Source organism: Mesorhizobium sp. B2-3-12, assembly GCF_006442205.1.
Classification (GTDB): domain Bacteria; phylum Pseudomonadota; class Alphaproteobacteria; order Rhizobiales; family Rhizobiaceae; genus Mesorhizobium.
This window is the reverse complement of the sequence record NZ_VFVR01000003.1, coordinates 230,209-253,215: the sequence shown is the minus strand read 5'-3', so window position 1 is coordinate 253,215 and position 23,007 is coordinate 230,209. Positions and strand designations below refer to the sequence as shown.

At 63.7% G+C, this 23,007-nt stretch carries 20 protein-coding genes and 1 tRNA gene; 15 read left to right on the top strand and 6 right to left on the bottom strand.

The features are described from left to right. Positions 1 to 99 precede the first annotated feature (99 nt). On the bottom strand, positions 100 to 4,833 hold the full coding sequence (gltB, locus tag FJ948_RS11515; protein ID WP_140704385.1) for a glutamate synthase large subunit: 4,734 nt from the start codon (positions 4,831 to 4,833) through the stop codon (positions 100 to 102). Positions 4,834 to 5,323: 490 nt separating this feature from the next. On the opposite strand from gltB, the gene FJ948_RS11510 reads away from it, so the two are divergent. Then, on the top strand, positions 5,324 to 6,376 hold the full coding sequence (locus tag FJ948_RS11510) for a low specificity L-threonine aldolase (RefSeq protein WP_140704383.1): 1,053 nt from the start codon (positions 5,324 to 5,326) through the stop codon (positions 6,374 to 6,376). Between the two features lie 73 nt (positions 6,377 to 6,449). On the opposite strand, the gene FJ948_RS11505 is transcribed toward FJ948_RS11510, so the two are convergent. After that, positions 6,450 to 6,917, bottom strand: coding sequence for an Hsp20 family protein (locus tag FJ948_RS11505; RefSeq protein ID WP_140704381.1), 468 nt, complete (start codon positions 6,915 to 6,917; stop codon positions 6,450 to 6,452). Between the two features lie 499 nt (positions 6,918 to 7,416). Here FJ948_RS11505 and FJ948_RS11500 point away from each other — a divergent pair, with 499 nt between their 5' ends. From FJ948_RS11500 to FJ948_RS11490, 4 genes are all read left to right on the top strand, one after another. Then, entirely contained in the window at positions 7,417 to 8,394 is a 978-nt protein-coding gene (locus FJ948_RS11500; protein ID WP_140704379.1) for an alpha/beta hydrolase, read from the top strand. A 165-nt stretch (positions 8,395 to 8,559) separates the two neighbouring features. Next, positions 8,560 to 8,715, top strand: coding sequence for a hypothetical protein (locus tag FJ948_RS30250; protein WP_181173637.1), 156 nt, complete (start codon positions 8,560 to 8,562; stop codon positions 8,713 to 8,715). Between the two features lie 3 nt (positions 8,716 to 8,718). Then, complete coding sequence (locus FJ948_RS11495) at positions 8,719 to 8,949, top strand: DUF1127 domain-containing protein (RefSeq protein ID WP_140704377.1); 231 nt, start codon at positions 8,719 to 8,721, stop codon at positions 8,947 to 8,949. Between the two features lie 165 nt (positions 8,950 to 9,114). Continuing rightward, positions 9,115 to 9,945, top strand: a complete 831-nt coding sequence (locus FJ948_RS11490) for an AraC family transcriptional regulator (protein WP_140704375.1) — start codon at positions 9,115 to 9,117, stop codon at positions 9,943 to 9,945. Positions 9,946 to 9,957: 12 nt separating this feature from the next. Here the strand turns inward: FJ948_RS11490 and hisN are convergent, their stop codons facing one another. Both hisN and FJ948_RS11480 read right to left on the bottom strand, forming a co-directional pair. Then, a complete protein-coding gene (gene hisN, locus FJ948_RS11485) occupies positions 9,958 to 10,731 on the bottom strand; it encodes a histidinol-phosphatase (protein WP_140704373.1) in 774 nt (257 codons plus the stop codon). A 311-nt stretch (positions 10,732 to 11,042) separates the two neighbouring features. Next, complete coding sequence (locus tag FJ948_RS11480; protein ID WP_140704372.1) at positions 11,043 to 11,984, bottom strand: N-formylglutamate amidohydrolase; 942 nt, start codon at positions 11,982 to 11,984, stop codon at positions 11,043 to 11,045. Between the two features lie 163 nt (positions 11,985 to 12,147). Between FJ948_RS11480 and FJ948_RS11475 the strand changes: the two genes are divergently transcribed. Together FJ948_RS11475 and FJ948_RS11470 are read left to right on the top strand one after the other, a co-directional pair. Next, positions 12,148 to 12,510 carry a response regulator gene (locus FJ948_RS11475; RefSeq protein ID WP_006199474.1) on the top strand — a complete coding sequence of 121 codons (363 nt, stop codon included), beginning with the start codon at positions 12,148 to 12,150 and terminating at the stop codon, positions 12,508 to 12,510. A gap of 115 nt (positions 12,511 to 12,625) precedes the next feature. After that, a tRNA-Val gene (locus FJ948_RS11470) sits at positions 12,626 to 12,700 on the top strand. 97 nt (positions 12,701 to 12,797) lie between these two features. Here the strand turns inward: FJ948_RS11470 and FJ948_RS11465 are convergent. After that, positions 12,798 to 13,004, bottom strand: a complete 207-nt coding sequence (locus tag FJ948_RS11465; protein WP_140704370.1) for a hypothetical protein — start codon at positions 13,002 to 13,004, stop codon at positions 12,798 to 12,800. 234 nt (positions 13,005 to 13,238) lie between these two features. Continuing rightward, positions 13,239 to 14,393, bottom strand: coding sequence for a dihydrodipicolinate synthase family protein (locus tag FJ948_RS11460; protein ID WP_140704369.1), 1,155 nt, complete (start codon positions 14,391 to 14,393; stop codon positions 13,239 to 13,241). 242 nt (positions 14,394 to 14,635) lie between these two features. Here FJ948_RS11460 and FJ948_RS11455 point away from each other — a divergent pair, with 242 nt between their 5' ends. From FJ948_RS11455 to FJ948_RS11425, 8 genes are all read left to right on the top strand, one after another. Continuing rightward, positions 14,636 to 15,688, top strand: coding sequence for a LacI family DNA-binding transcriptional regulator (locus FJ948_RS11455; protein WP_140704367.1), 1,053 nt, complete (start codon positions 14,636 to 14,638; stop codon positions 15,686 to 15,688). Further along, positions 15,685 to 15,813 carry a hypothetical protein gene (locus tag FJ948_RS30900; protein ID WP_281405356.1) on the top strand — a complete coding sequence of 43 codons (129 nt, stop codon included), beginning with the start codon at positions 15,685 to 15,687 and terminating at the stop codon, positions 15,811 to 15,813. The genes FJ948_RS11455 and FJ948_RS30900 overlap by 4 nt, the downstream gene beginning before the upstream one ends. Beyond that, entirely contained in the window at positions 15,810 to 17,411 is a 1,602-nt protein-coding gene (locus FJ948_RS11450; RefSeq protein ID WP_140704365.1) for an acyl CoA:acetate/3-ketoacid CoA transferase, read from the top strand. Before FJ948_RS30900 ends, FJ948_RS11450 begins: the two co-directional genes overlap by 4 nt. Next, positions 17,404 to 18,180 (top strand): enoyl-CoA hydratase/isomerase family protein, encoded by a 777-nt coding sequence (locus tag FJ948_RS11445; RefSeq protein WP_140704363.1) that lies wholly within the window; start codon positions 17,404 to 17,406, stop codon positions 18,178 to 18,180. Before FJ948_RS11450 ends, FJ948_RS11445 begins: the two co-directional genes overlap by 8 nt. A 17-nt stretch (positions 18,181 to 18,197) precedes the next feature. Further along, positions 18,198 to 19,709 (top strand): aldehyde dehydrogenase family protein, encoded by a 1,512-nt coding sequence (locus FJ948_RS11440; RefSeq protein ID WP_140704361.1) that lies wholly within the window; start codon positions 18,198 to 18,200, stop codon positions 19,707 to 19,709. Between the two features lie 58 nt (positions 19,710 to 19,767). Next, a complete protein-coding gene (locus tag FJ948_RS11435; RefSeq protein WP_140704359.1) occupies positions 19,768 to 21,021 on the top strand; it encodes an ABC transporter substrate-binding protein in 1,254 nt (417 codons plus the stop codon). Positions 21,022 to 21,111: 90 nt separating this feature from the next. Further along, complete coding sequence (locus tag FJ948_RS11430; RefSeq protein WP_140704350.1) at positions 21,112 to 22,062, top strand: sugar ABC transporter permease; 951 nt, start codon at positions 21,112 to 21,114, stop codon at positions 22,060 to 22,062. Next, positions 22,059 to 23,003 (top strand): carbohydrate ABC transporter permease, encoded by a 945-nt coding sequence (locus tag FJ948_RS11425; RefSeq protein ID WP_140704348.1) that lies wholly within the window; start codon positions 22,059 to 22,061, stop codon positions 23,001 to 23,003. The genes FJ948_RS11430 and FJ948_RS11425 overlap by 4 nt, the downstream gene beginning before the upstream one ends. The last annotated feature ends 4 nt before the right edge of the window (positions 23,004 to 23,007 follow it).

Sequence of the window (23,007 nt, the reverse complement as noted above, 5' to 3'; positions counted from 1 at the left end):
CGTTAACCTCTTGAGGCAGCCGTGGCAACCTTGAGCCCGAGGTCAAACAGTCGATGAAGGGGGCCGGGAAGCCTGCGCTCCCCGGCAATTCTCAAAAATCTATTCCGCCGCGACGCCCATGCGCATGCGTTCCATCTCGATCAGCGCGCGGCGGTATTCGACCGGCATGATCTTGCGGAATTTCGGCCGGAACGCCGTCCAGTCGTCGAGGATCTCCCGGCCGCGCACCGAACCCGTATAGTGGACGTGGTTCGAGATCAGCTGGTAGAGCCGTTCCTCGTCATGGCTGGTCATGTCGCCGGAGACGTCGACGCGGCCCTTGTGGTCGAGGTCGCCGCCATGGTGCAGCAACTTTTCCATCAGGTCGTCTTCTTCTGGAACCGGCTCCAGCTCGACCATGGCCATGTTGCAGCGCTCGGCGAAATCGCCCGCCTCATCAAGCACATAAGCGACACCGCCCGACATGCCGGCGGCGAAGTTGCGGCCGGTCTTGCCGATGACGACGACGACGCCGCCGGTCATGTATTCGCAGCCATGGTCGCCGACGCCTTCGACGACGGCGGCCACGCCCGAATTACGCACCGCGAAGCGCTCGCCGGCGACCCCGGCGAAATAGGCCTCGCCCTCGGTGGCGCCATAGAGAACCGTATTGCCGACGATGATGGAGTCGGCCGCAACGATCCTTGCCTCTTCAGGCGGCCGGATGACGATGCGCCCGCCCGACAGGCCCTTGCCGACATAGTCGTTGGCGGCGCCGACGAGCTCGAACGAGATGCCGCGCGCCAGGAAGGCGCCGAAGGACTGGCCGGCGGTTCCGGTGAGCTTGACCTGAATCGTGTCCTCACGCAGGCCCTTGTGCCTGAAGCGCTTGGCCACCTCGCCCGACAGCATGGCGCCCGTCGAGCGATCGACATTGCGGATATCGACCTCAATCTTGACCGGCTGCTTGGCCTCCAGCGCGGGCTTGGCCAGTTCGATCAGCTTGCGGTCGAGCACATCGTCGATCGGGTGCTTCTGCCGCTCGGTCCAATGCACCGCCTCATGCGGTGCATTGGGCTTGTAGAACATCTTCGAGAAGTCCAGCCCTTGCGCCTTCCAGTGCTGGATCACGTCGCGCTTTTCCAGAAGGTCGGCGTCGCCGATGATCTGGTCGATATGGGTGAAGCCCATTTCGGCGAGCAGCGCCCGCACCTCTTCGGCCACGTAGAAGAAGAAGTTGATGACGTGCTCGGGCGTGCCCTTGAAGCGCTTGCGCAGCACCGGGTCCTGCGTCGCGACGCCGACCGGGCAGGTGTTGAGATGGCACTTGCGCATCATGATGCAGCCGGCCGCGATCAGCGGCGCGGTCGAGAAGCCGAACTCGTCGGCGCCGAGCAGCGCGCCGATAATGACGTCGCGCCCGGTGCGCAAGCCGCCATCGACCTGCAGCGCCACGCGTGAGCGCAAGCCGTTCAGCACCAGCGTCTGGTGCGTCTCGGCAAGGCCCATCTCCCAAGGGCTGCCGGCATGCTTGAGCGAGGTCAGCGGCGAAGCGCCGGTGCCGCCATCATAGCCCGAGATGGTGATGTGGTCGGCACGCGCCTTGGCGACGCCGGCGGCAACCGTGCCGACACCAACTTCCGACACCAGCTTGACCGAGACGTCGGCCGCCGGATTGACGTTCTTCAGGTCATAGATCAGCTGCGCCAGATCCTCGATCGAATAGATATCGTGATGCGGCGGCGGCGAGATCAGGCCGACGCCCGGCGTCGAGTGCCTCACCTTGGCGATGGTCGCGTCGACCTTGTGACCGGGCAACTGCCCGCCCTCGCCAGGCTTGGCGCCCTGCGCCACCTTGATCTGCATGACATCGGAATTGACGAGATACTCCGCCGTCACGCCGAACCGTCCCGAGGCGACCTGCTTGATCGCCGAGCGTTCCGGGTTCTTGCCGCCGCCAGGCAGCGGCAGATAACGGTCGGCCTCTTCGCCGCCCTCGCCGGTGTTCGACTTGCCGCCGATCTGGTTCATGGCGCGTGCCAGCGTGGTGTGAGCCTCCCTGGAGATAGAACCGAACGACATCGCCCCGGTCGAGAAGCGCTTGACGATCTCGGCCGCCGGCATGACGTCGTCGAGCGCCACCTTCTTGCGCCCGGTTTCGTCCGCCAACTTGATCTTGAACAGGCCGCGAATGGTCTGGGCGCGGGCCGTTTCGCTGTCGATCTGTGCGGAATACTCCTTGAACGTGTCCCATGAACCCTGGCGCACGGCGTGCTGCAAGGTGGCGACCGCGTCCGGCGACCACATATGCGCCTCGCCGCGCATGCGGAACAGATATTCGCCACCGACCTCCAGGCTGTTGCGCAGCACCGGATCGCTGCCAAAACCATCCGTATGGCGGCTGACGGTTTCGCCCGCGACCTCATCGAGCCCCACACCTTCGATCAGCGTCGCGGTGCCGGTGAAGTATTGCTGCACGAAATCCGACTTCAGCCCGATGGCGTCGAAGATCTGCGCGCCGCAATAGGACTGGTAGGTCGAGATGCCCATCTTGGACATCACCTTGAGGATGCCCTTGCCGATCGACTTGATGTAGCGCGACACCACTTCATAAGCGTCGACCTCTTCCGGCAGCTCGCCGCGCTTGTGCATGTCGAGCAGCGTGTCGAAGGCGAGATAGGGATTGATCGCTTCGGCGCCATAGCCGGCAAGGCAGCAGAAATGATGCACCTCGCGCGGCTCGCCCGATTCGACGACCAGGCCGACCGCGGTGCGCAACCCCTTGCGGATCAGGTGGTGGTGCACAGCGGCCGTGGCCAGCAGCGCGGGAATGGCGATGCGGTCCGGTCCGAGCTGGCGGTCGGACAGTATGATGATGTTGTAGCCGCCGGCGACAGCCGCCTCGGCCCGCTCGCACAGACGTTCGACGGCGCCTTGCATGCCGGCGGCGCCCTCGCTCGACCCATAGGTGATGTCGATCGTCTTGGTGTCGAAACGGTCCTCGGTGTGGCCGATGGAACGGATCTTTTCCAGATCGCCATTGGTCAGGATCGGCTGGCGCACTTCGAGCCGCTTGCGGCGCGAATTGCCGACCAGGTCGAAGATGTTCGGCCGCGGCCCGATGAAGGACACCAGGCTCATCACCAGTTCCTCGCGGATCGGGTCGATCGGCGGGTTGGTGACCTGGGCGAAATTCTGTTTGAAATAGGTGTAGAGCAGCTTCGACTTGTCCGACATCGCCGAGATCGGCGTGTCGGTGCCCATCGAGCCCACGGCTTCCTGGCCGGTGGTCGCCATCGGCGACATCAACAGCTTGGTGTCTTCCTGGGTATAGCCGAACGCCTGCTGGCGATCGAGCAGGCTGACATCCTTGCGCAGCGCGCGCGGCTCGACCGGCTTCAGGTCTTCGAGGATGAGCTGCGTGTTGGCGAGCCAGGTCTTGTAGGGGTGCCTGGTCGCGATCTCCGACTTGATCTCCTCGTCGGGGACGATGCGGCCCTTGGCGAGGTCGATCAGAAGCATGCGGCCGGGCTGCAGCCGCCACTTCTGGACGATCTTCTCCTCCGGCACCGGCAGCACGCCGGCTTCCGAAGCCATGATGACGCGATCGTCATCGGTGACGATGTAGCGTGCCGGACGCAGGCCGTTGCGGTCGAGCGTGGCGCCGATCTGGCGGCCGTCGGTGAAGGCGACCGCCGCCGGCCCGTCCCACGGCTCCATCAACGCCGCATGGTACTCGTAGAAGGCCTTGCGGTCTTGATCCATGAGCTTGTTGCCGGCCCAGGCTTCCGGGATCAGCATCATCATGGCGTGGCTGAGGCTGTAGCCGCCCTGGAACAGGAACTCGAGCGCGTTGTCGAAGCACGCGGTGTCGGACTGGCCGTCATAGGAGATCGGCCAGAGCTTCGAGATGTTGTTGCCGAACAGTTCGGAATCGACGGATGCCTGGCGCGCCGCCATCCAGTTGTTGTTGCCGCGCACCGTGTTGATCTCGCCATTATGCGCAACCATGCGATAGGGATGCGCCAGCTTCCATGACGGGAAGGTGTTGGTCGAGAAGCGCTGGTGGACGAGGATCAGCGCGGTCTCGAAACGCGGGTCCTTGAGGTCCTTGTAATAGGCGCCGACCTGGTAGGCCAGGAACATGCCCTTGTAGACGATGGTGCGCGCCGACAAGGACACGCAATAGGCGCCAATGTCCTTGTTGTCGTTCTCGGCGTAGATGCGGCCCGAGATGACCTTGCGCAGCAGATAGAGCCTGGCCTCGTATTCCTCGTCGTCGGTGATGTCGGGCGTGCGGCCGATGAAGACCTGGCGGTGGAACGGCTCGGACGCGACGATATCAGGCGCCTTCGACAGCGACGAATTGTCGACCGGCACGTCACGGAAACCGATGAGCGGCAGCCCCTCGGACTGTGCCGATTCGGCGATGATATCCTCGATATGGGCGCGCAGCGCTTCATTCTGCGGCATGAACCAGTGTCCGACGCCGTACTGGCCAACCGGTGGCAGTTCGATACCTTGGGCCGCCATCTCCTCACGGAAAAAAACATCCGGAAGCTGCACCAGCACGCCGGCGCCGTCGCCGACCAGCGGATCGGCGCCAACGGCGCCGCGATGCGTCAGGTTCTCGAGCACGGCAAGCCCGTCCTTGACGATTTGATGCGACTTCACGCCCTTCATGTTGACGATGAAGCCGACGCCGCAGGCGTCATGCTCGTTGCGCGGGTCGTAGAGGCCCTGGGCGCTCAGGCCGCCGGTAGTCGAGCGATTTTTGGCCGAGGTATTTTTGACGGCGGCCGCTTCCGTCTGCGCGGCCTGGCCGTTCGTCGCAGAGAGCGTCAATTCCGTCATTGTCCTATCCTCCGTTCCGCACCACAGGGCATTGGTCAGCCTGGGGCGCTGGTTTGCCTTGGCGAGCACTTGGGCTCGCCCTTCATCCTTGCGGCACGTCTTGCGAAATCGCCGAACCAGGCGGCACGCCGCTGGGTTCACATCTGGTATCGTACAGGCCAGAGCTGGTCCGTCCACCTGTCGCTCGCGACAAAAGCCGGAGTGGCCCAAACGATACGCCAATCCAGCCTGTTTTGTGCGACAAAATAAGACAGCACTACTGTCCTAAATTTTTATGACAGAAATCCAGGACCCACACAAGACCGATTCACAAAAAACTTGGCCGCCCCGCGACACAATATTTCGTGAGGCGAGCGCAAACCGCAAGCTTCGGTCTTAGACGGCGCTGCGGGCCTGACGCTGGCTTTACCCGTTTTCTGGTGGCTGGCTCTTGCGGGCATGCCATGAAACCGGTCAAGGTCCCGGCGATTTTCCCAACACAGGCAAACGCATGTTCTTCGCTTCCGACAATTGGGCAGGCGCCCACCCAAGCATTGCGGCCGGCCTCTCGGCCCATACCGGCGGCTTTTCGACCGCCTATGGCGATGGTGCCCTTGACCAGGCCGTCTATCAGCGCTTCAACGAGATTTTCGAGCGGGAAGTCGCCGTGTTCTTCGTGGCGACCGGCACCGCCGCCAATTCGCTGTCGCTGACGGCCTACAACAAGCCCGGCGGCATTTCCTTCGCGCACCGCGAATCGCATGTCATCGAGGACGAGTGCGGCGCGCCCGAATTCTTTTCCGGCGGCTCGCGGCTGCACGCCGTCGATGGGTCCCTGGGCAAGATCGAGCCGCACAATCTGGACAGGGCGATCAGCCGTTTCGCCGGCGAAGTAGTGCATTGGGGCCGGCCGATGGCCGTCTCGATCACCCAGTCGACCGAGGTCGGCACGGTCTATGGCCTGGCCGACATCGAAGCGATCGCGGCGATCGCCAGACACCATTCCGTGCCGCTGCACATGGACGGCGCCCGCTTTGCCAATGCGCTGGCCGCGCTTGACACCACGCCGGCCGAAATGACCTGGAAACGCGGCGTCGACATCCTATCCTTCGGCGGCACCAAGAACGGCTGCTGGTGCGCCGAGGCGATCGTCCTGTTCGACCTCGACCGGGCCAAGGAACTGTCCTTCCTGCGCAAGCGTGCCGCTCAGCTGTTTTCGAAGTCGCGCTTCGTCGCGGCCCAGTTCGAAGCCTATTTCAAGGACGGGCTGTGGCTCGACACCGCCAGGCATGCCAACGCCATGGCCGCGCGCCTGGCCGCGGCGATCGAGGATTCGGCCACGGCCAAGCTCGCCTGGCTGCCGCAGGCCAACGAGGTGTTCGCGGTGATCAAGAACACCGAAGCCGAGAAACTGCAGGCGGCGGGCGCCGCCTTCTACGACTGGCACAGGCCGCATGGCTTTGACGGCCATGTCGGTGAGGACGAGTTGCTCTATCGCTTCGTCACCAGCTTCGCCACCACCTCCGAGGAGGTCGATCGTTTCGGCCAGTTGATCGCCGGATAACAGCGATCCCACGGACAACAAAAAAAGCGGCGCCTTTCGGCGCCGCTTCCGTCTCGGGAGGAGACTTTAGGAGTTACGCAGCGGTCTTGGCCTCGATCTGCTTGGCCTTGGCCGGAGCCGAGGTGATCGCGATCTTGCGCGGCTTCAATTCCTCGGGAATGTTGCGCTTGAGGTCGACGAAGAGCAGGCCGTTCTTCAGCGCGGCGCCGACGACTTCAACGTGATCGGCAAGCTGGAAGCGGCGCTCGAAGGACCTGGAGGCGATACCGCGATAGAGCAACTCGGAGCCTTCGCCGGTGCCCTCGTCCTTGCGCTCACCCTTCACGGTCAGCACATTGCGATGGGCTTCGATCGAGATCTCTTCATCCGAGAAGCCGGCAACCGCCATCGAGATGCGGTAGGAATCCTCGCCGGTGCGCTCGATGTTATAGGGAGGATAGGTCTGCGCGCCATCGGGCTGCGCGAGCGAATCCAGCATCGTGAAGAGACGGTCGAAGCCGACGGTCGAACGGTAAAGCGGGGAAAAATCAACGTGACGCATGAGGTGTTCTCCTGTTGAGCAACATGGTTTGCGTATGGCCGGTGCGAAACCCGTGAGCGGCGTTTCGGCTGGACCAGCGGCCCCGACATTGGCGGCCGCAGGAGACATTTGGGAAGCGGACTGAGCCATTTCAAGATTTTTGATTGGCGGCGGATCCGTCTGTTCGCTCGTGCTCCGGTGATCCCTGATGAACGGCAGATGAACCGGCGCTTCGGTCCGCGTTCAGACAGAAGCTGGTATGGTCCAGTCAACTTCAAGGACTAGCGGCGCTGGAAATCTGACTTCCCATGCATCCGCAACGAGGCCGAACCGGGTGTTAACGTCCCTTCCTCCCGGATCGACAGGGGCCGGAAGCACGCCTTCGAGCGGCTTCCGGCCTTCCCCGTTGCCGGTCTTGCCGCACCCGGAATTCCTTTGCTTTTGACGCATTGGCGTCTATCACCTTGACGGGCCGGCCCTATCAGGCGGGCACCCGAAGACGCCAAGCACGAAGCGCCGAATGACGGACCTTTTCCACGACACACCCTTTTTTCACGAAGTCGAGGGCAATCCGCGACCGGAAAACGCCACGGGCGGCTTCTTCACCACGCGCGACGGCAAGAAGATACGTTATGGCCTGTTCGCGGCGGTGGCGCGTCCAATGCGTGGCACAGTGGTGCTGCTCGGCGGCCGCAACGAGTGTATCGAGAAATATTTCGAGACCATCCGCGACCTCGCCGCCCGCGGCTTCGGCGTCGCCACCCTCGACTGGCGCGGCCAGGGCGATTCCGACCGGCTGATCCGCGATCGCCAGCGCGGCTATGTCAGGTCGTTCCGCGACTATACGGCTGACCTGGAGCAGTTCTTCGAGGAGATCGTGCTGCCGGACTGCCGTGGCCCCTACTACATCCTCGCCCATTCCGCCGGCGCGGTGATCACGCTGCTTGCAGCGCCGTCGATGGTGAACCGCGTGCGGCGCATGGTGCTGATCGCGCCGTTCCTGACATTGCCCGACCTGCCCGTCTCGATCAGGACGGTGCGCCGGGTCTGTTCGGTTTTCTGCGCCCTGGGGCTTGGCTGGCTCTATGCCGCCTGGGGTCCACGGCCAAGACACACGCTGCCCTTCGAAGCCAACAAGGTGACGTCGGATCCGCAGCGCTACCGCCGCAACACGCGCATCTATGAAGAATATCCGCAACTGGCGCTCGGCGGCCCGACGATCCGCTGGCTGCAGGCGGCGGCGAAGGCGTCGGAAGCCATCAGCGACCCCGACTTCATGGCCCGCATCCAAGTGCCGCTGCTGATCATCGCCGCTGGTGCCGACCAGGTCGTCTCGACCAAGGCGGTGGAAACATACGCCAGAAATCTGAGGCTCGGTTCGCTGTTGATGATCGACGGCGCCAAGCACGAGATCCTGCAGGAAGTCGACCTCTACCGCGAACAATTCCTCGCCGCCTTCGACGCCTTCATCCCCGGCTCGGACGACCCAACGGCCTGACCGGTGCCGCGGCATCTCCACAGGCCGGCATAGCTGACACCCCGTTGTCAGGAAGAGCGCACCAGCCGACCCCTCGGCAGGCAAAGTGCTAAAGATTCTGACAGCCCCCGCCGCCCCGGAATGCTCATCTGTCCGCGTCGAATTGAACGCCAAGGAGATGAGATCATGACCGAGAAAACCTGCGCCGCCTGCGATTGCCAGCTCGATGCCAACCCGATCCGGGTCAAGGTCGGCGGCAAGACCGTCGAAGTCTGCTGCGAGGAATGCGCGCAAGCGCTGAACGAAGCCGGCGCCTCGGCGGCCGGTGCAGGCGAGGATTGAGCAATGTGTGCCGACTACACAGCAGCGCAGCGCCTGGCCGGCGCGGCGCCGGCAGCACGCGCCACGACCATGCGGCGGTCCTTGCAAGCCCAATGCGTCGCGGCGGCGAGATGGTTCGGCTGCCAGATGGAGAAACGAAGAAGCCGCCTCGCCTTGCTCGAAATGAGCGATGAACAGCTCAAGGACATCGGGCTGTCGCGCGGCCAGGCCTATGCGGAATTCAGGCGGCGCTAACAAGAAGCAAGAGCAGGTCGCCGTTTTCAATGAAAAGCGACCTGCTCTTGGGATTGAGAAGCGCCTGTCGAAGAAGTCTCCTGACAGGATTGGGCAGGCCGCTTGCGTAAACTGCCATCCGCAATTCCGGATTCGTTTCCGGCATGAGGGACGAGCGCAACGGCCATGTCGCAATTCACGGTGCAGCCGCTTCTGGACACCGGTACCGTCCGGGTGAGGGACGTCGTCTGCAGCGGCACATGCCGTCACAGGAGCGATGAGGAATGCACTGGCGCCACGCATCTGGCGTTTCCCTATCGCGGTGTCTTCGTGCGCCATGTCGGCCGCAACGACGCGGTCGCGGAAGCCAACCAACTGCTGTTCTTCAACGAGGCCGAGCCTTATCGGGTCAGCCACCCCGTCGAGGGCGGCGACGCCTGCCTCGATCTCGTCATCGAGGAAGGCCAGTTGCGCGAGCTGGCGCCGAAGGAGCAGCTGCGCTTCGGCGGCATGCTGGCGTTTCGGCGCCAGCGCCGGCGCATCGATCCGCGCGCACAGGCGCTGGTGGCGCTGCTGCGCCACGGCCTGAGCCGCAACGTCGCCGAAACGCTGGAGGCAGAGACGCTTGCGCTGACTCTGGTGCGGCGCTCGCTCGGCGAGCGCACCTCGCATGTCGCGGGCGCCAGCCCGGGCAGGCAGAAGCTGGTCGACCGCGCCAAGCTCGTTTTGTCTTCGGACCTGTCGCGACGTTGGACGCTGGCCGGGATTGCCGCCGAGGTCGGCGTCTCGCCGGTCTACCTGACGCAGTTGTTCCAGCAGGTCGAGGCCATGCCGCTCTATCGCTATCATCTGCGCCTGCGGCTGGCGCGTGCGCTCGACCTGCTTGGCCGCTACGACAATCTGACCACGCTGGGCATGGATCTCGGCTTCTCCAGCCACAGCCATTTCAGTGCGGCATTCAAGCAGGCCTACGGGCGCACGCCGGCGGAATTCCAGCGTTCGATACGACCGCGCTGACCAGTGGCGATATCAGCCGCGCAGCGCAGCCATGGCGGCGGCATGAAGCTCCGGTGTCGCGGCCGCCAGCACATCGCCACCATTCTCCGCCGGGCCGCCGTCGAAAGTGGTGACGACACCGCCGGCCTTCTCGATGATCGGGATCAGCGCGACGATGTCATAGGGCTTCAATCCGGGATCGGCGACGATGTCGACGCTGCCCGAGGCGATCATGGCGAAGGCGTAGCAATCGGCGCCATAGCGGGCGAGTTGGATCTGCTTTTCAAACGCATCGTAGCGCGTGCGCGCCTCGCCCTTGAACAGCGCCGGCGTGGTGGTGAACAGCGTCGCCTCGTCGAGCCGGGTCGTCTTGCGGGTCGTCAGCTTGCGCCGCCCGCCCGGCCCTTCATAGTGCGAACCCGAGGCGTTGGCGTAGAACAGCTCGCCGGTGAAGGGCTGAGCCATCATGCCGGCGACCGCGTCGCCATCGACCGTCAGCCCGACCAGCGTCCCCCAGACCGGCAAGCCGGAGATGAAGGCGCGCGTGCCGTCGATCGGATCGATCACCCAGACATGCCGGCTGGAAATGTTCTCGCTGCCATGCTCCTCGCCCAGAATGCCGTGGTCGGGATACTCGGCCGATATCAGCGCCCTGATGGCGCGTTCCGCTTCGCGGTCGGCCTCGGTGACCGGGTCGAAACTGCCCTTTTCCTTGTTGGCGACCGCGCCCTGGGCGCGAAAGCGCGGCAAGGTCTCGGCCGCCGCCGCTTGCGCGATACGGCGCATGAAATCGATGCTGATGTCCAATTGATTCTCCCGCGTTGCGGCGTGCCCGAGCCGGCCATGCCGCGACTTTCCCACCAAAACAAGCCGGTTTATCGATTTATCCGCCGCAATAACTGTTGCCAGAATGTCACGCGAACGTCATCGAGATCCAATTTCCACATCACTCTGAATTAAAAAACCTGTGATCGCTTGACATTTGTGCGCTGCACAATACCCTCAGCCTCGGACAGGGTTTCCTGTCCATGCCCTCCTTGGGCGTTTCCTCCCTAGACTTCGACCGTATCGTGCAAACGATGCGGTCTTTTTTTAAGCCGAGAGCCCGGCTGCGAGTTTTATTCGGCCGCCAGCGGCAGGTCGATGAAATGATGGTCCGGCATTGCCATCAGATCGGCTGAAAATCGCGTCAGGTCGTCGGCCAGCGCGTCGAAGCCCGCCCCCTTCTCGAATGTCCGTTCATTCATGTAGAGCCCACGATTGACCTCGATCTGCAGGGCGTGCAGATGGCGCGCCGGACGGCCATAGTGCTCGGTGATGAAGCCGCCGGCATAAGGCTTGTTGTGGGCAACAGTATAACCCATCGCGGTCAGCAGGCCGATCGCGGTCTCGGTCAAGGCCGCGGTGGCCGAGATGCCGAAACGGTCGCCGACGATGAAATCCGGCCGCAGCCCGCTGTCGCCGACCCGGATGCTCGCCGGCATCGAATGGCAGTCGATCAGCACGGCAAAGCCGAAACGGGCATGGGTCCTGGTCAAAAGCCGCTTCAGCGTTTCGTGATAGGGCTTGTAGACGGCCTCGATGCGTCCGACCGCCTCGGCGAGCGGCAAGCGGCCCGCATAGATGTCGAGCCCCTCGCCCACCAGCTTCGGCACGGTGCCGAGCCCGCCGGCCACGCGCGCGGAGCGGATGTTGCAGAAGGACGGCACCGGCTCGGCGAACATGCGCGGGTCGAGTTCCCAGGGCTCGCGGTTGACGTCGAGATAGGCACGCGGGAAATTCGCCGCCAGCATCGGCGCGCCGAGCGCCACCGCGCCGCCGAACAGCTCGTCGACATAGCAGTCCTCCGACCGGCGGATGGCGTTGCGATCGAGCCTCGCCATGGCAAGGAAGCGTTCGGGATAGTATCGGCCGCTATGCGGCGAGTTGAACAGGAAGGGGACGCGCTGCTCGGCGCCCGACCGGATTTCGAAGGGTGGAAAGACCGAAAAATCCTCGGCTGCCGTCTTCAATTTGAACGAACCCGAAAACACCAGTGCATCATGGCATGAAACTGCCACCTTGCTGGCCGCGTGTCCAGCATTTCGCCGCGCGCCTGGCCCTGCCAAATGCGGATAATGCTTCGCCGCGTTCACTTGATGTTTACCGTCACCTCCTCATATACAGGATGGTTAACGGGCTGCCCCGGCGGCAGGCTCGGGCGGGTGATTCGGACGGGATATCATGGCACGCATTCTTCTGGCGGAAGACGACGACGATATGCGTCGGTTCCTCGTCAAGGCGCTGGAACGCGCCGGCTACCAGGTCAGCGATTTCGACAACGGCGCCAGCGCCTATGAGCGGCTGCGCGAGGAACCGTTCTCGCTGCTTTTGACCGACATCGTCATGCCCGAGATGGACGGCATCGAACTGGCGCGCCGCGCCACCGAGATCGACCCCGACCTCAAGGTCATGTTCATCACCGGTTTCGCCGCCGTCGCGCTGAACCCGGATTCCAAGGCGCCAAAAGACGCCAAGGTGCTGTCCAAGCCCTTCCACCTGCGCGATCTCGTCAACGAGGTCGAGAAGATGCTGCAGGCGGCCTGAGCCGCCTTCCGCAAGCCGCCGGCGTCAGTCCACGGTCTGCTGTGAGACGACGTGTTTTCCTCTTTTCCTGCTATTGACGCGCCGGACCAAAAATGGTGTATGCGCGGCTTCGGATGGGCGTGTAGCTCAGCGGGAGAGCACTGCATTGACATTGCAGGGGTCACAGGTTCAATCCCTGTCACGCCCACCATCCAGATCCAAGCCGGCTGAGTAGATGAGATAGGGCAGTAGGGCCCTGGCCGCTGCTGCGCGCCCTGATTTCCCCACTGCCTTATTCCCTCATCGAATCATTGCGGTGTCGGATCAGGGGTGTTGCCCGGCCTGTCATGCCCGCCATTGCCGTCGCGGCAAGGCGTGTCGCCGACGCCGCAGCATTTGCCATGGTAGGTCAGGTTCGGCTTCAGATTATCGCAGTCCCTGGTGTTGGTCGTCTTGCAGCCGGCCAGCACCGAAACGGCGATGGCGGCCAGAAGGACGCTTCTCGAGATAGTCATATAAATTTCTCCTCAATGGATCGTGTTGGTACACGCCGCTGGGTCGCATCCAGGGAGAAAATGGTTCAACGCGGCTGCGAATTTTCAGATCAAGCACTCGGCGGCCAAGCGTCTCGGCGCGTGCGGGATTCGATCATCATCCATCGGAGCGCTCGCGCTACCGATGCGATCAGCGGGTTTTGCAAGAGTCAGCCACAACGCTCGAGTGGCTGGCTACGGGCAAAGCTGTACCGCTCAGACGCCCGCGACCGCGCAGAGGCTCTTCATCCTGGCAATCGCCATGTCCGGATCGGCCAGCAAGCCTGCCTGGTCGGCGAGGCGAAAGACTTCGGCATAATGGCGGATGCCGCGCGCCGACTGCATGCCGCCGACCATCGAAAAATGGTCCTGGTGGCCGTTGAGCCACGCCATGAAGACGATGCCGGCCTTGTAATATTCGGTCGGCGCCTCGAAGATTTTTCGTGACAGCGGCACCGTCGGCGCCATCAGCGCGTCGTAGCCGGCACGATCGCCGTCAGCCAGCTTCGCCAGCGCCGCATTGGCAACCGGAGCGATCGCGTCGAAAATGCCGAGCAACGCGTGCGAATGCCGCTTGCCGTCTCCAGCGATCAGTTCGGGATAATTGAAGTCGTCGCCGGTGAACATCACCACACCATCCGGCAGCCGGTTCCTGAGCGCGACCTCCTTGCCTGCATCGAGCAGCGATATCTTGATGCCTTCGACCTTGTCGGCGTGCCGCTCGATGATGGCAACCACCGTATTGAGCGCGGCCTCGAAATCGTCGCTGCCCCAATAACCCTTCAAGGCCGGGTCGAACATGTCGCCCAGCCAGTGCAGGATGACCTTGCCGGAGGCCTGGCCCAATATGCGGTCGTAGACCAAGGCATAGTCGTCCGGGCCCTTGGCGACGGCGGCGAGCGCGCGGCTGGCCATCATGATCGTTTTGCCGCCCTGCCCTTCGATGAAAGCGAACTGCTCCTCATAGGCGGCGATCACATCGTCCAGTGTCCTGGCCGACGCCGGCGCCAGATGGTCCGTGCCCGCGCCAGAGGCGAGATCGGCGCCGGCGACGCTGCGCGCCTCCGCGATCGAACGGCGGATCAGTTCTTTTGCATTCGTCCAGTCGAAACCCATGCCGCGCTGCGACGTGTCCATGGCCTCGGCGATGCGGAAGCCGAGCCGCCACAGATGATGACGAAACGCCATCGTCCTGTCCCAGTCGACAACGGGCCGCGACCACGGATCGGTCATTCCCAGAGGATCGGCAACGACATGCGCGGCGGCAAAGGCGATGCGCGGGAACCGCGCGCCGATGTCTGGCTGGACGGGCTGTCCGACAAGTGCGTAGCGGCGGCTGCGGCCACCCTCGCCAGGCAAGGCAATATCCATCGATCTCTCCCTGAGGTCGCGCCTAATAAATGGAACGTTCCAATAAATCAAGACCTTTAAGATTCGAAGCGCGCCGCAGCACCATTGCTGCGTCGCAACACCAAGCGCCTTGACCTGCATGTTGTTAGAGCACGTATGATCGCCTCTTCCGATGGAGAAAGAAACCCAATTGACTCACCCATGGCCCAGTGATTAGAACGTTCCAATAAATTTGATCGAGAAAACCGGGAGGAGACATCGGGATGGCCAGCCGGGCCAAGGCGACGATCTTCGACATTGCCCGCGAGGCAGGCGTGTCCAAATCGACGGTGTCGCTCGTGCTCCAGGGCAGCGGGCTGATCCGTCCCGAGACCGCGGTCAAGGTTCGCAAGGCGATCGAGGATGTGGGCTATGTCTACAACCGCGGCGCCGCCAACCTGCGCAAGGCCCATTCCAACGTCATCGGCATGGTCATCAACGATCTCACCAATCCGTTCTTCGCTGAACTGGCGGTTGGCATGGAGCGCGTCTTCCAGTCGGCCGGCATCGTGCCGTTCATCGCCAATACGGCGGAGAATCCGGTACGCCAGGAAGAGGTCCTGAAATCCCTGATGGAGCAAGGCGTCGCCGGCCTCATCGTTTCGCCGGCGCGCGGCACCACGCCAGGCGCCTTCCGGCGGCTGGAGTTGGCGGGCGTGCCTGTCGTTTTCGCCATGCGCCGCTTGCCGGAAAGCCGCATCCCGGTGATCACCCCCGATAATCATCGTGGCGCCTATCTCGCCACCGCTCATCTCATCGGCAAGGGGCATCGCCGCCTGGCCTTCTTCGGCGGCTCGTCCGACCTGGTGGTCTACCACGAGCGCCTGGGCGGCTTTCATGAGGCCTGCGAGACGCTCGGCATCGCTGCCCGCGACGCTCTGGTCATCGAGGGCGAGACCAACCGCAAGGGCGGCATGGCTTGCCTGGAAACCTCGTTTGCATTGGCCGAGCCGCCGACCGCGGCGCTCTGCTTCAACGATGCCGTCGCCTTCGGCGCCATGCTGGCGCTGCGCAAGCGCGGACTCGAGCCCGGCGCGGATTTCGCCGTCGTCGGCTTCGACGATGTGGTCGAGGCCGAACACTATGTGCCGGCGCTGACCAGCGTCGCGGTCAACACCGCCGGCCTCGGCGAACGCGCCGCCCATGTCATGCTCAAGATGATCCAATCGCGCACCACGCGCGCCGAGGACCATATCGGCGCCGTCAATCTCGTGGTCAGGGAAAGCTGTGGTCCGGATCGCCGCACGCGGAACCGGCCCGCGGGAGGCGCGGTATGAGCATCAAGTGGCGTCTGAGTGGCGCCGGCATGATCCGGCCGCTCGCCACGGCCGAGGCGGCATTGCAATCGGGCAATTTCGCCAGAGCCTTCAAGATCGACCCGAAACTCGGGAGCATGAATTGAGCAAGGTCGTTTCATCGGCGCAGGCAGCCAGCCTGATCAAGGACGGCATGGTCGTCTCGGTCTCGTCGTCGAGCGGCCTTGGCTGTCCCGACGCCGTGCTCTCTGCCATCGGCGAACGCTTCGACAGCGAAGGCCATCCGAAGGACATCACCACGCTGCACCCGATCGCCGCCGGCGACATGTATGGCATCAAGGGCATCGATCATCTGGCCAAGCCCGGCCTGTTGAAGCGCACGCTGTGCGGCTCCTATCCGTCCGGCCCCTCGTCCGCCGAACCGCCGCAGATCTGGAAGATGATCGGCGACAATTCGGTCGCCGCCTATAACGTGCCGTCCGGCATCCTGTTCGACATGCATCGCGAAGCAGCCGCCAAGCGGCCGGGCGTGCTGACCAAGATCGGGCTCGACACTTTCGCCGACCCACGCCACCAGGGCTGCGCCATGAACGACGCGGCGAACGAGCCGATCGTCTCGGTGCAGCAATTCGACGGCGAGGAGTGGCTCTATTTCCGCGCCATCGTCCCTCACATTTCGATCATCCGCGCCACCACGGCGGACGAGCGCGGCAACCTGACCTACGAGCATGAGGGCGCTTATCTCGGCGGGCTGGAACAGGCGCTCGCCGCCCGCAACAATGGCGGCATCGTCATCGCGCAGGTCAAGCGCGTCGTCGAGAACGGCACGCTGAAGCCGCACGACGTGCGCGTGCCCGGCGTGCTGGTCGACCATATCGTGGTGGCGCCGGACCAGTTGCAGACGACGCTGACGCCTTACGATCCGGCGATCTCGGGCGAGATCTTCCGGCCGCTGTCGAGCTTCCGCAACGCGGAGATGAACGTCCAGAAGGTGATCGCGCGCCGCGTCGCCATGGAGTTGCGCGACGGCATGGCCGTCAACATCGGCTTCGGCATCTCGGCCAACGTGCCACGCATCCTCCTGGAAGAAGGCCAGCACGGCAAGGTCACCTGGGTGATCGAACAGGGTGCCGTCGGCGGCGTGCCGCTGCTCGACTTCAAGTTCGGCTGCGCCTCCAACGCCGAGGCGATCATGCCCTCGCCGCACCAGTTCATCTACTTCCAGGCCGGCGGCTTCGACGCCTCGCTGTTGTCCTTCCTGCAGATCGACCGCCACGGCTCGGTCAACGTCTCGAAACTTTCGGCGCGACCGCATGTCACCGCCGGGGCCGGCGGCTTCGTCGACATCACGGCGCGGGCGAAGAAGATCGTGTTTTCCGGTTTCTTCAATGCCGGCGCCAAGCTGTCGCTCGCCAATGGCGGCATCCGCATCGACGCGGAAGGCAAGGTTAAGAAGATCGTCGAGGCGGTCGAGCACATCTCCTTCTCGGGCAAGCGCGCCGTCGCGCAGGGACAGGACATCACCTATGTCACCGAGCGCTGCGTGATGAAGCTGACGCCGGACGGGCTGATGGTGACGGAACTGGCGCCGGGCGTCGACCTCGAGCGCGATGTGCTTGGTCAAGCCGAGATCCCGCTCAATGTAGCCAACGACCTCAAGGTGACGCCGGCCGCGCTCTATCAGGATCGGCCGATCGGCCTGTCGCTCAATGGCGGCGCCGCGCTCGGAGGCGCGCATGGCTGAACGCCTCGTCACCTTCGAGCAGGATGGCGCCATTGGGGTCATTACCTTGCGCCGGGCGGAAAAATTCAACGCGCTCGACATTCCGATGCTGCGCGCGCTGGAGGCGGCGCTGGATGAAGCGGAAAGCGCCGAAGACGTGCGCGTCGTTCTCCTGTGCGGCGAAGGCAAGGGATTTTGCGCCGGCGGCGATGTCGAGGCCTGGGGCGGCATGAGTGCCGCCGATTTCCAGGTGCAATGGGTGCGCTATGGCCATCGGGTCTTCGACCGGCTGGCACGGCTGCGGCAACCGACCATCGCCGTTCTGTCCGGCCATGCGCTCGGCGGCGGGCTGGAACTGGCCGTCGCCTGTGATTTTCGTGTGGCGGAAACCCAGGCGAAGCTCGGTTTTCCCGAAACTTCGATCGGCGTCGTCCCCGGCTGGTCCGGCACGCAACGCGCGGTGCGCCGCTTCGGCGCGCAGACGGTGCGTCGCATGGCTCTCGGCGGCGAGATTTTCCTGGCCGCCGAAGCACTTGCGCTAGGCATCGTCGACCGCGTCGTCGAGACCGGCAAGGCGTCGGATGAAGCCAGGGCCTGGGCCGAAAAGATCGCCCAGCGCGGCCCGCTGGCGACCGAAGCCGCCAAGCTGATGATCGCAGTTGCCGAAGGCGAGGAAAGCGCTGCCGCCACCGAAGCCCTTGCCAGCGGCTTCATTGCGCTCACCGGGGATCTCAAGGCCGGCGTCGACGCCTTTAAGATAAGGCAGAAGCCCGTCTTTTCGCGTTCCTAGGACAGAGTGGAAATCACATGAATGCAGCTCTGAAGATTTCCATGCCGGCCGAGGCTGCCGCCGCGCCGAAAGCATACAAGCTGCTGATCGACGGCAAGCATGTCGATGCCCGCGACGGCCGAGTGCTGGAACGCAGGAGCCCCGGCCACGGCTTCACCGTCTCACATTATGCTCAGGCCGGCGAGGCTGAGGTGGAAGCGGCGATGCAGGCCGCGCACAAGGCGTTCGAAACCGGCCCCTGGCCCCGCATGAAGGCAGCCGAGCGTGCCGCGATCCTGCTCAAGGCCGCGGACCTGATCGAGGCGCGGCTGGAAGGGATCGCCCGGCTCGATGCGCTGGAATCGGGCAAGCCGATCGCCCAGGCGCGCGGCGAGATCGGCGGCGCCGTCGACATCTGGCGCTATGCCGCCTCGCTTGCCCGCACGCTGCACGGCGAGAGCTACGCCAATCTCGGCGATACCATGCTGGGCGTCGTGCTGCGCGAGCCGATCGGTGTCGTCTCGATCATCACGCCATGGAATTTTCCGTTCCTGATCGTCAGCCAGAAACTGCCTTTCGCGCTCGCCGCCGGCTGCACGGCGGTGGTCAAGCCGAGCGAGATGACATCGGCCTCGACCTTCGTTCTCGGCGACATCCTGATCGAGGCCGGCCTGCCCGCCGGCGTCGTCAACATCCTCGCCGGTCTGGGTAGCGATGTCGGCGCGCCGATGGTCAGCCATCCCCTGGTCGAGATGGTTTCGTTCACCGGCTCCACCCGTGTCGGCAAGATGACCATGGCCTCGGTCTCGAATTCCCTGAAGAAGGTCTCGATGGAGCTCGGCGGCAAGAACGGCCAGATCGTCTTCCCCGACGCCGATCTAGCCGCCGCCGCCGATGCAGCGGTGTTCGGCGGCTTCTTCAATGCCGGCGAATGCTGCAATGCCGGCAGCCGGCTGATCGTGCACGAGGCGATCGCCGACGATTTCCTGGCCGCCGTGAAGGCGCTGGCGGCCAAGGTAACGGTTGGCGACCCGCTTGACGACCTGACCAAGGTCGGCGCGATGATTTCGTCCGACCATCTGGCCAAGGTGACCGACTACGTGACCGCAGCCGCGAGCGACGGCGTCAGCATCTACAGCGGCGGGGCGCAACTGCCTTCCAATGCCGGCCACTATCTCGACCCGACGATCTTACGCAACGTCACCGAAAACATGGCCGTCGCCCGCGAGGAAGTGTTCGGGCCGGTGCTCTCGGTGCTGACTTTTGAAACGATTGAAAAGGCGTTGCACATCGCCAACAACACGCCCTATGGTCTCTCGGCGGGTGTGTGGAGCGCCAGCATCGACACCTGCATGTCGGTGGCGCGGGGCGTGCGTTCGGGGACGGTCTGGGTGAACACGTTCATGGAAGGTTATCCAGAACTGCCGTTCGGTGGCTACAAGCAGTCGGGCCTGGGCCGCGAACTCGGCAAGCGCGCCGTCGAGGACTATACCGAGGAAAAGACAATCCAGTTTCATCGCGGCCAGCGCACCGGATGGTGGGTCGGCTGAGTTGGGAAGAACCCGGTGGGCTGCCACCGGTCGTGTAATGCAACAAGGGAGGAAGTACATGTTGCGCAAACTGCTTATCGGAACGGCGCTCGCATCGGGCCTGGCTTTCGCGGCCCATGCGGAAGACGTCAAGGAAGTGCAGATGCTGCATTGGTGGACGTCGGGCGGCGAAGCCGCCGCCCTCAACGTGCTCAAGGGCGATCTCGCCAAGGAAGGCTATGCCTGGAAGGACGTGCCGGTGGCCGGCGGCGGCGGCGATGCCGCCATGACCGCCCTGAAGGCGATGGTCGCGGCCGGCAACTACCCGACCGCCTCGCAGATGCTCGGCTATACCGTGCTCGACTATGCCGCGGCCGGCGTCATGGGCGATCTCACCGAGACGGCGAAGAAGGAAGGCTGGGACAAGTCGGTTCCGGCCGCCCTGCAGAAATTCTCCGTCTATGACGGCAAGTGGGTGGCTGCTCCGGTCAATGTCCACTCCGTCAACTGGCTGTGGATCAACAAGGCGGTGATGGACAAGATCGGCGGCACCGAGCCGAAGACCTTCGACGACTTCATCGCCCTGCTCGACAAGGCCAAGGCGGCCGGCGTCACCCCGCTCGCGCTTGGCGGCCAGAACTGGCAGGAAGCCACCATGTTCGATTCCGTCGTGCTGTCGACCGGCGGGCCGGAGTTCTACAAGAAGGCTATGAACGACCTGGACGATGAATCGCTCAAGTCCGACACGATGAAGAAGTCGTTCGACAACCTCGCCAAGCTCGTCACCTATGTCGACCCGAACTTCTCGGGCCGCGACTGGAACCTCGCCACCGCCATGGTCATCAAGGGGGATGCGCTGGTGCAGGTCATGGGCGACTGGGCCAAGGGCGAATTCCATGCCGCCAACAAGACTCCGGGCACCGACTTCCTCTGCTACCGCTTCCCGGGCACCGACGGCTCGGTGATCTACAACTCCGACATGTTCGGCATGTTCAACGTCCCGGACGACCGCAAGGCCGCCCAGGTCGCTCTGGCCACCGCCACTCTGTCGAAGAGCTTCCAGTCGGCCTTCAACGTCGTCAAGGGTTCGGTTCCGGCCCGCACCGACGTGCCTGACACCGACTTCGACGCTTGCGGCAAGAAGGGCATCGCCGACCTGAAGAAGGCCAATGAAGGCGGCACGCTGTTCGGCTCGCTGGCCCAGGGCTACGGCGCGCCTCCGGCTGTCGCCAATGCCTACAAGGACGTCGTCTCCAAGTTCGTCCACGGCCAGATCAAGACCTCGGACGAAGCCGTGACCGAACTGGTCAAGGCGATCGACGACGCCAAGTAAGCGTTACGCACCAAAACACCTTCCCCGCTCCGGCGGGGAAGGTTCCCGGTCTCTGAGGCCGATCGGCCGGAAGCCGACGGGAGGACCCCCATGAGCAGTGTAGCGACAACCCAGATCAAACTGACGCCGGAACGGTCACGCGCCTCGGTGCGCTCGCGCCTGCAGGATGCCTTGCCCAAGATCGTGCTGGCGCCTAGCTTCGCCATCACCATCGTCTTCGTCTACGGCTTCATCCTGTGGACGATCTATCTGTCCTTCACCAACTCCAAGACCTTCCCCTCCTACGCCATTACGGGCGGGCGCGCCTATCAGCGATTGTGGCGCTGGACCTTCGACACCGACCCGCCATCGAGCTGGTACACGTCGATCACCAACATGGGCATTTTCGGCTTTCTCTACATCTTGATCTGCCTGGCGCTCGGCCTGTTCCTGGCCATCCTGCTCGACCAGAAGATCCGCGGCGAAGGCGTGCTGCGCCCGATCTACCTCTACCCGATGGCGCTCTCCTTCATCGTCACCGGCGTCGCCTGGAAATGGTTCCTCGACCCAGGTCTCGGCCTCGAGCAGACGCTGCATCAATGGGGCTGGACGAGCTTCCATTTCGACTGGATCAAGAACAAGGACTTCGTCATCTACACGGTGGTCATCGCCGGCGTCTGGCAAGCTTCCGGCTTCATCATGGCGATGTTCCTGGCCGGGCTGCGCGGCATCGACGGCGAGATCATGAAGGCGGCGCAGATCGACGGTGCCACCACTTTCCAGCTCTACCGCCGCATCGTCATTCCGCTCTTACGGCCGATCTTCCTGTCGGCCTTCATCGTGCTCGCGCACCTTGCCATCAAGTCGTACGATCTGGTGGTGGCGCTGACCAGCGGCGGACCCGGCGGCTCGGCCTGGCTGCCGTCCAATTTCATGTATGAATACACCTTCAAGCGCAACGAAATGGCGGTCGGCTCGGCAAGTGCCGTGATCATGCTGATGACCATCGTCGCCATCATCGTGCCCTATCTCTATTCCGAACTCAGGGAGAAGCCGCGATGAGTGCTGTCGCCACTCCCGCCCGCCCCTCCTCCGGCGGCATGAACGTCAAACTCGTCAACCGCATCGTCATCTACGGGCTGCTGGCGCTGTTCGCGCTGTTCTACCTGATGCCGCTGTTCGTCATGCTGGTAACCTCGTTCAAGACCATGGACGAGATCCAGAACGGCAACATGCTGTCGCTGCCCAAGGCGCCGACTTTCGCCCCCTGGCTGAAGGCCTGGGGGGAGACCTGCGTTGGCCTCACCTGCGCCGGCATCAAGGGCTATTTCTGGAACTCCATCAAGATGGTGGTTCCGGCCGTGCTGATCTCGACCATGCTGGGTGCGCTGAACGGCTACGTGCTGACCAAATGGCGTTTTCGCGGCGCGACGCTGGTGTTCGGGCTGATGCTGTTTGCCTGCTTCATCCCGTTCCAGTCGGTGCTCTTGCCGATGGCGACGATCCTGGGCAGCCTCGGCCGCTTCGGCGTGACATTGCAGAACACCTTCGGCACCAGCTTCGGCCTCGGCAATCCGACGGTCAACCTGGTGTTCGTCCACGTCGTCTACGGCATCGGCTTCACCACCCTGTTCTTCCGCAACTATTACGAGGCGTTCCCGACCGAACTGGTGAAGGCCGCGCAGGTCGACGGCGCATCGTTCTTCCAGATCTTCCGCCGCATCATGCTACCGAACTCGATGCCGATCTTCGTCGTCACCGTGATCTACCAGTTCACCAACATCTGGAACGACTTCCTGTTCGCCTCCGCCTATGCCGGCACAGGCGACGCGATGCCGATGACGGTGGCGCTGAACAACGTCGTCAACACCTCGACCGGCGTCGTCGAATACAACGTCAACATGGCGGCGGCGATGATCGCCGCACTCCCCACCCTTCTCGTCTACGTGCTCGCCGGCCGCTATTTCGTGCGTGGCCTGATGGCGGGCGCGGTCAAAGGATAACCCA